The organism is Burkholderia sp. 3C (genome assembly GCF_054589155.1).
In genome coordinates this window covers 21,747-30,420 of record NZ_BAAILN010000019.1, presented here as the reverse complement: position 1 = coordinate 30,420, position 8,674 = coordinate 21,747, and the positions used below count along the sequence as shown (strand labels likewise).

7 protein-coding genes are annotated in these 8,674 nt (G+C 61.3%); 4 read left to right on the top strand and 3 right to left on the bottom strand.

Annotated features, from left to right (window positions below):
- From ACYP33_RS02885 to ACYP33_RS02875, 3 genes are all read left to right on the top strand, one after another.
- A partial coding sequence (locus ACYP33_RS02885; protein ID WP_459619604.1) for an integrase core domain-containing protein occupies positions 1–328 on the top strand: 328 nt, incomplete at its 5' end.
- Between the two features lie 591 nt (positions 329–919).
- On the top strand, positions 920–2,008 hold the full coding sequence (locus ACYP33_RS02880; protein ID WP_459619602.1) for a LacI family DNA-binding transcriptional regulator: 1,089 nt from the start codon (positions 920–922) through the stop codon (positions 2,006–2,008).
- Between the two features lie 263 nt (positions 2,009–2,271).
- Positions 2,272–3,405, top strand: a complete 1,134-nt coding sequence (locus ACYP33_RS02875) for a porin (RefSeq protein WP_414440699.1) — start codon at positions 2,272–2,274, stop codon at positions 3,403–3,405.
- A gap of 24 nt (positions 3,406–3,429) precedes the next feature.
- Here ACYP33_RS02875 and ACYP33_RS02870 read toward each other — a convergent pair whose 3' ends face one another.
- Positions 3,430–4,263 carry a helix-turn-helix domain-containing protein gene (locus tag ACYP33_RS02870; protein WP_459619600.1) on the bottom strand — a complete coding sequence of 278 codons (834 nt, stop codon included), beginning with the start codon at positions 4,261–4,263 and terminating at the stop codon, positions 3,430–3,432.
- A gap of 171 nt (positions 4,264–4,434) precedes the next feature.
- On the opposite strand from ACYP33_RS02870, the gene ACYP33_RS02865 reads away from it, so the two are divergent.
- Positions 4,435–5,217 carry an inositol monophosphatase family protein gene (locus ACYP33_RS02865; RefSeq protein ID WP_459619598.1) on the top strand — a complete coding sequence of 261 codons (783 nt, stop codon included), beginning with the start codon at positions 4,435–4,437 and terminating at the stop codon, positions 5,215–5,217.
- 57 nt (positions 5,218–5,274) lie between these two features.
- Here ACYP33_RS02865 and ACYP33_RS02860 read toward each other — a convergent pair whose 3' ends face one another.
- Together ACYP33_RS02860 and ACYP33_RS02855 are read right to left on the bottom strand one after the other, a co-directional pair.
- Positions 5,275–6,873, bottom strand: coding sequence for a GMC oxidoreductase (locus ACYP33_RS02860; RefSeq protein WP_459619596.1), 1,599 nt, complete (start codon positions 6,871–6,873; stop codon positions 5,275–5,277).
- Between the two features lie 12 nt (positions 6,874–6,885).
- Positions 6,886–8,673: a thiamine pyrophosphate-binding protein gene (locus ACYP33_RS02855; protein ID WP_459619594.1), complete on the bottom strand. Its 1,788-nt coding sequence runs from the start codon at positions 8,671–8,673 to the stop codon at positions 6,886–6,888.
- Position 8,674: the final 1 nt, after the last annotated feature.

The window sequence follows — 8,674 nt, the reverse complement described above, 5'->3', positions numbered from 1 at the left end:
CTTAACTGTGGTCGATAATTTTAGTCGGGAGAGCGTGGCGATCACGGTCGATTACGCCTTGAAGGCAGCCGATGTCGTCGCTACGATGAACCATTTGAAATCGCGCCCTGGCAAACCCACGGATAATCCGTTCATCGAATCGTTCAACGGCAGCTTGCGGAACGAATGTTTGAACGTGCATGGGTTCTTGTCACTGGACGATGCGCGGGAAAAGATCGAGCACTGGCGGCAGGATTACAACGAATTCAGACCGCACAGTTCGCTAGGCGATCTGACGCCGTGCGAGTTCCGGCTCGCACACCTTGAGGCCGGAAACCTCCAAGTCTAGGCGCTCGGCTGGTCGGGAGGAGGTCAAACGGCTCCAACAAAAAAAAGCGGGCAACCTTCTGAATGACCTTTTGCGCGGGCAAGTGCTGCCCCGCTACGTATTTGTTGAACTGCCGACGATTGATGTCGAGCTTCCGACAAAATTCGGAAACCGAATCAAATGTGGCGGCCAAGTAACTCAGGTTGGCTGCCACATGATGGAGATCTTGTTCGCGGTTCATTTCTGATTCTGCCTTGCTAGGAAAATCCTGGCCGCAAATCTCTTCGCATCAGCGGCACTGCATCACGAGTCCGCGTATCCCGGCAAGAAACCTTGGTCGACCAGTCGAATCTCGATGCGGTTGCCAACATCGATGTGCTCGGAGTGCCGTCACGTCACGCACGACTGCGCCGCTACGGTCGGCCGTCCCGGCCGCCCAGCCCCCCTTCACGGCCGTGACCTTGGTCAAGCCCGGACGACAGGATCGCCGAGAGATGTGGACGATATTTCTTCCTAGGCATGTCCGTTTTTCATGTAAATTGGCTCGGCTATATAATTTCCCAATGCGTGCACCGCTGCAACTAAAACCCATAGATGAATCGAAAAGTTTCGATGAAGGACGTCGCGCTGGCTGCGGGGGTTTCCCAGCCAGCCGTCTCGTACGCGTATAACAAGCCCTCCGAGATCTCCGATGCCCAGCGCGAACATATCCTGAGCGTCGCCAAGGCGCTTGGCTACCCAGGGCCGAACGTCCGCGGTCGCAGCCTTCGCTCCGGGCGCGTCGGCGCGATTGGCTTGATGATCATGGACGAACTGCCTTATGCGTTCACTGATCCATCCACAGTTGCGTTGCTGCGCGGAATCGCCGAAATCAACGAACAATCGAACGTTGCGCTATCGTTGTTTCCCCTCCAGAAATCCGAAACGGACGATCCAGCTCGCGGCATGAGCCTGGCTGTTCGAGGATTCGTCGACGGCTTGATCGTGCATAGCCTGCCGGATCAATACCCCGGCATCGACGTCGCCATCCAACAGGGCATACCGCTCGTCATCGTCGATGCGCCTGTCATCGATGGCCTGCCGTTTGTCGGCATTGACGACTTCTCGGCCGGTGCGACGCAAATGCAGCACCTGATTGATCTGGGCCACCGCCGCATCGGCATCGCCGCGGATCGCCTTCGGCCTGACGGCATACGCGGCAGCGTCACCGCACGGCGCCTGTCCCGCTCGACGGAGCGCGTGGTATCGGCGCGCCTCAAGGGCTATCTCTCCGTGCTCGAAGCGGCCGGGCTCGGATTTAACGACGTTCCGATCGTGGAAGCGGGCGGGTTCGACGAGGCATCGTCGGCCTGGGCTGCGGAACAATTGCTGGCCACGCCGGGGCTGACCGCCATCGCAACCACATCGGACATCATGGCGTTGGCGATCCTGAAAGCGGCGAAGGCAAACGGCATTGCGGTCCCCGCTGCCCTGTCCGTGATCGGTTTCGACGATATTCCCGAAGCAGCCGCAGCCGGCCTGACGACGATCCGGCAACCGCTCATCGACAAGGGAAGAGAGGCAGCGCGTATCCTTGATGCGCTGCTGGCGGCGCCGCCCGGAAAAGCCACCATCGAGCGCACGATTTTCCCCACCGAGTGCGTCGTACGCACCAGTACCGCCGCAATCGCGACAGGTAGCCGCTCTCCCCGCCGAAGCTGACACCGGCATCGGCAGGTCAACGCACACCACAGCCAGCCGCGCTCGCCACATCTCGCAAGCCCCCCACGCTATCGCTTGCACCGTGCAAGCGCTGGCACACAATCACGCCGTGCATTCTGCTGCACACGCGTGCGTCCGACTGCGCCACTTTCCCTCCACCTGCGAAATTGCTCGCCAAAAATGGCGATTCGATACTGCGCTCGCCATGTATCAGTCCGGCGCAACGAAAACCAACAATCAAGTCATATTGACAGGTGGAGTCAATGAAGCAACACGTCATGGCGCTCGCGGCGCTGATAGCCGTTGTGCACTTCCAGCAGCATGCTCACGCACAAAGCTCCGTCACCCTGTACGGCACGCTCGATGCCGGCATCGCCTATCTTCACAATAGCGGTGGCCAAGCCTCGCAATGGCGGGTGTCGACCTCGAATCTCTCGCCCAACACGTGGGGCATCAAAGGCAATGAGGACCTCGGTGGTGGCATGCGTGCCGTGTTCCAGCTCGAGAACGGTTTCGACACCGGCACCGGCCAGGCGCTTCAGAACGGGCGCCTGTTCGGCCGAACCGCGATGGTCGGCCTGAGCAGCGCAACCTGGGGCACGCTCACGTTCGGGCGCCAATTCGATCCAGTCACCGACTTCGTCCAGCCAATCACGGCCGACCAGTTCAGCGGCACGTTCGCGACACCGGGCGACATCGACAACTACGACGACAGCGCGTGGTTCAACAATGCCGTCAAATGGACCAGCCCCAGCCTGTCGGGCCTGTCCGCGTCCCTCATGTACGCGTTCGGTGGTGTCGCCGGCTCGGTCGGTTCCGGGCAAACCTGGTCGGCCGCGCTTGGATACGCTCAAGGGCCGCTGAACCTGGCTGCCGGCTACCTTCATGTCGACAATGGCAACCCGAGCAGTTCGGCACGCGGCGCCTCGAGTGCGGACAGCTTCTTCAACAGCGCGGTCAACCGCGCATTCGAGACGGCGCGTTCGATCGACATTGCGCGGGCTGCCGCTCAATACGCATTTGGCGCCGTGACCGTGGGCACCGCCTACTCGCACGTCAGCTACGCACCCGACGCAGCATCGACGTTCTCGGGTTCGCAGCGGTTCGACAATGGCTCTGTGTTCGCGAGCTGGATGGCGACACAATCGTTCCAGGTGGTCGGCGGATACAACTACACGCGCTCCAACGGCAACGCAACGGCTCGCTACCATCAGGTCAACGCGGGTGTCGACTACCTGCTGAGCAAGCGGACAGACCTCTACGCGACCGTCGGCTATCAGCACGCGTCTGGCAACAATGGCGCAGGCCCGGCACAAGCCGTCATCGGTTCGTACGACGTCGACTCGGGCGCGGCCTCGCAGGTGCTCGCCATCGTCGGGATGCGCCACAAGTTCTGATCGGGCCGGACGGCGAGAAGACGCTCAGCCCTCGCCGCCCCAAATGACGTGGCCGTGCTCGCCGCTCAAATAGTCCGTCACTTCCATCGGCATCGAGACATCGCCCGGCAGAATGACCGTCGCCTGGCGCAAATGATGCCTGCGAATCGTGCCGCGTTCGGCAAACCCGAATACCAGGCGCGTCGAGAAGGGTTGCCGGAACGAGGACGACGCCACGCCTGTCAGCAGGCCGTAAAGGAATCGGATCGGCCTGCGATGCTGCGGCGTCAGTACGGAAAACGTCATCTCGTTCTTCTGACGACCCTCGAAGTCCACCATGAAGATCCGGTCGCCCAGAAGAAAGCAGTAACCGCGGTATGTGAACGAATAGCCGACCTGGTTTGACTGCCCGAGCAGCGGAAAACGTTCGACAGTCACGTACTCGACCATCGAATCGTGCTGGTACAAGCACGTCACGGAACGCAGCACTCTCCCCTTGTAGATCGACGAAAGGTGATAGCGATAGTAGACGCCGAGAAAATCCTGCAGCGAGGCCGTGGACGACTCGATCAGCGGCAGGAACCGGGCCAAGCCCGGCGAAGACCTGAGGTCGATCGGCAGCTCGTAGTCGAGGCCTTCGTAGAAACTGCGAAATTCCAACGGACTCCGAAACAGATCGGACGGCTCCATCATAAAAAACTTCGCGATTTTCAGCAAAACCTTCTGTGACGGCACATGATGCGCCGCCAGGTACTTGTTGAATTGCTGCCGGTTGATGTTGAGCCGCCGGCAGAAGTCGGCAACCGAATCGTAGGACGACACCAGCAAAGCCAAGTTGGCGGCCAGATTAGAAAGATCCCGTGGGCGATCCATCAGCATTCCTCCTGAATCCGTCCGTCGATTGGATCTTCGGACAGAACGTTGAAACGGCACTCGGGCAAATCGCACTGCGTTCATGTGCGTCACCCGAAGGCCCATTGCGAAATTGAGGCGCAGTCGTTGCCATGAAATACTTCTCAATGAACCGACAACTGCCCGAAACCATCGGCCATGCAGCCTGACGACGAAACCCGCTATCGAGACACCATCGAACAGATGTGTACGGCCGCGCGCTTGACTTGCTTGCAGAAAATCGAGCGGCGTACCCGCTTCACGCGCAAGGCGGACACGTCGCCGGTCACCGAGCTCGATCGCGAGATCGAACTGACCCTGCGCGAGATCGTGCGGACGCGACACCCCGACGACGCCATCCGCGGTGAAGAATACGGGCTATCGAATCATTCCGACGGCGACAAGTCAAAGCGCATCTGCTGGGTCATCGACCCGCTCGACGGAACACGTGCCTTTATCACCGGCAGTCCTCTCTGGGGCACGCTCGTCGGCGTACTGAATCACGGCAAACCCTGGCTAGGCGCCATCGAACTGCCGATGCTGCGCAAGCGAATGCTGTCCTGGACCGCCCGCGCCGCCCCTGCACCGTTCGGCTCCTCCTCCCTCGCTCACGCCAGTATGGCGACGACCACGCCCGACAAGCTCAGCGAACCGCATCGCCGTGCATTTCATCGCTTGCGCGATGCCGTCGGCACCCATCGCTATGGCGGAGACTGCTTCAACTACGCGGCACTGGCATCCGGCAACTGCGATCTCGTCGTCGAAGCGGGGCTGGCTCCGCACGATTTTCTGCCGATCGTGCCAATCATCGAAGCTGTCGGAGGAAGCATCACCGACTGGCAAGGGCGCGCCCTCGGCGAATCCTCTCCCGGCGACGTCCTCGCAGCAGCCAATCCGGCGCTACATGCCGCCGCGCTAGGCCTGTTGTCCACCGAATCCTGATCACATCTCTCGGCATCACCGCGGCCAACGAGAGAACATCCCCGTCGGCCGCCCGGCTCACACAAATTGCTTCGCCACGCGTATCGCATTGGCCGCAATCGTCAATGCAGGATTGACTGCGGCCGACGATGGGAACCACGCGCTGTCGACCAGCCAGGCATTCTCGACATCGTGCAGACGACATCCGGTATCAACCACGCTTGAACCCGCGTCGCGTCCCATCACGGCAGTGCCGCATTGGTGCGAGTTGGTGGCAATGCCCATGCGCTTGGTCAGTACCACCGGATAACCCGATTTGCGCATCATGGCGACCGTTCGGCGCACCAGTTCGCGATGCGCTTTCAGGTTGTTGGGCTGCCAGCGCACGCGTATCGCGCCTTGCTCGCTGTCGTAGCGCACGCGATTTTCGCGGTCCGGGAGATCCTCGCTCGTCAGGTAGAGATCGACGCTGTGATCCGTTATGTAGCGCGAGATCGCTTTTGGCAGCCACGGATACATACCCGTCACCATCGGCTCACGGATCTTGCCGAGCATCTGGATATTACCGAGCGGAAACGGATTCGCATCCGAGCGCAGGTACCAATCGTTCACGGCGATCGTCTTCTGAAATCGGACAGGATTGATCCGCCGCGGGTCCATCGCGATCGTGAACGTGCTGTTATGCACCATGTAGTTGCGACCGAGCAGCCCGGAGCTGTTGCCAACACCTTCAGGATGATGGCGGTCGGCAGAGCGCAGCAGCAGCGCAGCGCTATTGACTGCACCGCAGGCAAGCACGAACTTCTTCGCGAGGATTCGGACGGGAACGCCATCACGCGTGCCCTGCGCCTCTTCCACTCGCGTGCCATCCGCGGACATGACGAGCCGCTCGATCTTCGTGCGCACCATCAAACGCGTCCCCCCCGATTCAACGGCCGGCCGCAGCGAGGAAAACTCGGCATCCCCCTTGGCGTCGACAAGGCACGGGTAACCGTCGCAGGTTGAGCAAAGTACACAGGGACGACCGGCGCCATGGTCCAGCGCAGCGGGCATCGCGAACGGCCTGAGCCCCTGCGCGCACATCGCGGCCTCGAGCCGGTGCAGCGCCGGATCGTGTGCGATGGCCGGAAACGGATAGCGGCCGGAACGCCACGGCTCCGTCGGGTCGATGTCCGCCTCACCATGCACGCGATAGAGCCGCTCTGCCGCAGCGTAGTAAGGCTCCATCTCGGCGTAGGTAATCGGCCAGGCCGGCGAAACGCCCTCGGCGTGTTCAATTTCGTGGAAATCGGCTTCGCGAAAGCGCGGCAGCATCGCGCCGTACACCTTCGTATTTCCACCGACGTAATAGAACACACCCGGCGAAAAGGCCGTACCGGCCTCGTCGAGCCACGATTCCGCGTTCCGATATCGACCATCACGAAAGACGGAATCGGCGCTCCAGTTATCGATCTCGCGCGGCAGAAAATCCCCGCGCTCGATAACGAGCACGTCGTGCCCTTGCCCCACAAGACTGTGTGCGAAGGTGGAGCCGCCCATGCCGGATCCGACGATCGCCACATCGCAGGTCACTGTTCCATCGTCCCGAGGTTCGACCGTGCGAACTTCGCGCCGAAACACCGGCGCGAAGTCCCTCGAGTCGACCAGCGGGCGATGAACGAGAGTTGCATCGCTCATACTGTCGCAGCCTTACAGATGTTGTTCCGATTGCCGGAATTGCATGTACTCATCCTGACGCTCGTCCGTGATGTAGCCCGGGATCGGGAAATCCCACCAACCCGGCACCCACGGGCCGGCCGCGTCGCGGTCGGTCGGGATTTCGATCAGGCACGGTTCGTTGCATTCGAGCGCTTCCTTCAGAATCGGCTCGAGCGCATCGTTGCTGTCCACGCGCCACGACTTGAGACCAAACGCCTTGCCGATTGCTTCGAAGTCGGGCGAATACGGGCGGCCGTCCGGGTAGTTGAACTCGGTCCCGATGTGGCGGCTGGTCTGCTTGCGCTGGCCGCCGCGGATCGACATGTAACCCGCGTTGTTCTGGATGATGAAGATCACCGGCAGATTGTTGGTCACGCAGATCGCGATTTCCTGCGAGGTCATCAGGAAGTCCCCGTCGCCGAGCAGACACACGACCGGGCTATCCGGCTTCGCCAGCTTGGCGCCAATCGCGGCCGGCACCGCCCAACCCATCGACGAGAAACCGCCCGACGTCAGGTGGGTACGCGGTTCGTAGACGGGGAACGTCTGCTTGACCGCACCCTGCGTATTGCCCGAGCCGACCACCACGATCGTGTCGCGCGGGAAGATCTTGCGCAGCGCGCCGAGCGGACGTTGCGACGTGAACGGGAAGCGGTCGGAGTCGCGGCGCGTGGCCAGCTTCGCTTCCCATTCCGCCTTGTAGGACGCCACCTGGCCGAGATAGTCTTCGCGCTCGACGGTGTCTTGCTTCAGTGCGTCGACGATATGAGCAAGCGCGTGCTTCGCATCGGCGACGATGCCGACCGTCACCGGATAGTTCTTGCCGATCTCGTGCGGGTCGATATCGATGTGAATCAGCTTGCCCGGCGGGATCGAGAACGTCACGCCCTTCGCATAGCTCGACGACGACCAGTCGGTAAAACGGCAGCCCACGGCGAGAATGACGTCTGCGCTCGACGCCACCTTGTTCCCTGCCATCGTGCCGGTCTGCCCGACGCTGCCGGAAAACAGTTCGTGATCTTCGGGGAAACCGCTCTTCCCGTTCCACGTCGTGACGACGGGGATCTTCCAGGCTTCGGCGAGCGCGCGAACCTCAGCCGCCGCTTCGCCGGTAATCACGCCACCGCCAATCACCATTACCGGGCGTTGAGCGCTGCGCAGCACATCTGCCGCTTTCGCAATCGCGGCCGGGTCGGGGAACACCTTGCCAACCGGCGTGCGTTCCTCAAGCTTGTGCAGCGTCACTTCAGCCGCTTCGGCCTGCGTGTCCATCGGAATCTCGATGTGCACGGGGCCGGGACGGCCGGTCATCATCGAGCTGAACGCGCGGTGCATGATAAACGGCAGTTCCTCGACGCGCTGAGCCACCCAATGGCGCTTCGACACGGCTTCGGCGATCTTCGGAAAATCGTTGTCGACGAAACGCTCCAGTTCCTGAAGGAGGCCGTGACCGCGCATGTGCGTGGGCGGCCCGCCGGTGATGAGCATCACGCTCGTGGAGTCGGTGTAGGCCGTGGCCATGCCGATCACCGTGTTGCTTGCCCCCGCACCAATCGAAGTGACAGCCGCCATAGGCTTGCCCGACACGCGATAGAAACCGTCGGCAAGGTGAACCGCGCTCTGTTCATGGAACACCTGAATGAATCGAATTTCGGAATCCTTCTCGAGGAAGGCATCCGTGAGCGTCCAGATGCCGTGACCGGGAATGCCGGCCACGTATTCAACGCCATAGTTCTTTAGCGTCTGAGCGACGATTTGACTACCAGTAAGCTTTGCCATG

Coding starts and splice junctions, on each gene's coding strand:
- ACYP33_RS02875 (WP_414440699.1), top strand. CDS start 2,272: ATGAAGCAACACGTCATGGCGCTCGCGGCGCTGATAGCCGTTGTGCAC.
- ACYP33_RS02865 (WP_459619598.1), top strand. CDS start 4,435: ATGCAGCCTGACGACGAAACCCGCTATCGAGACACCATCGAACAGATG.
- ACYP33_RS02880 (WP_459619602.1), top strand. CDS start 920: ATGAAGGACGTCGCGCTGGCTGCGGGGGTTTCCCAGCCAGCCGTCTCG.
- ACYP33_RS02860 (WP_459619596.1), bottom strand. CDS start 6,873: ATGAGCGATGCAACTCTCGTTCATCGCCCGCTGGTCGACTCGAGGGAC.
- ACYP33_RS02855 (WP_459619594.1), bottom strand. CDS start 8,673: ATGGCAAAGCTTACTGGTAGTCAAATCGTCGCTCAGACGCTAAAGAAC.
- ACYP33_RS02870 (WP_459619600.1), bottom strand. CDS start 4,263: ATGCTGATGGATCGCCCACGGGATCTTTCTAATCTGGCCGCCAACTTG.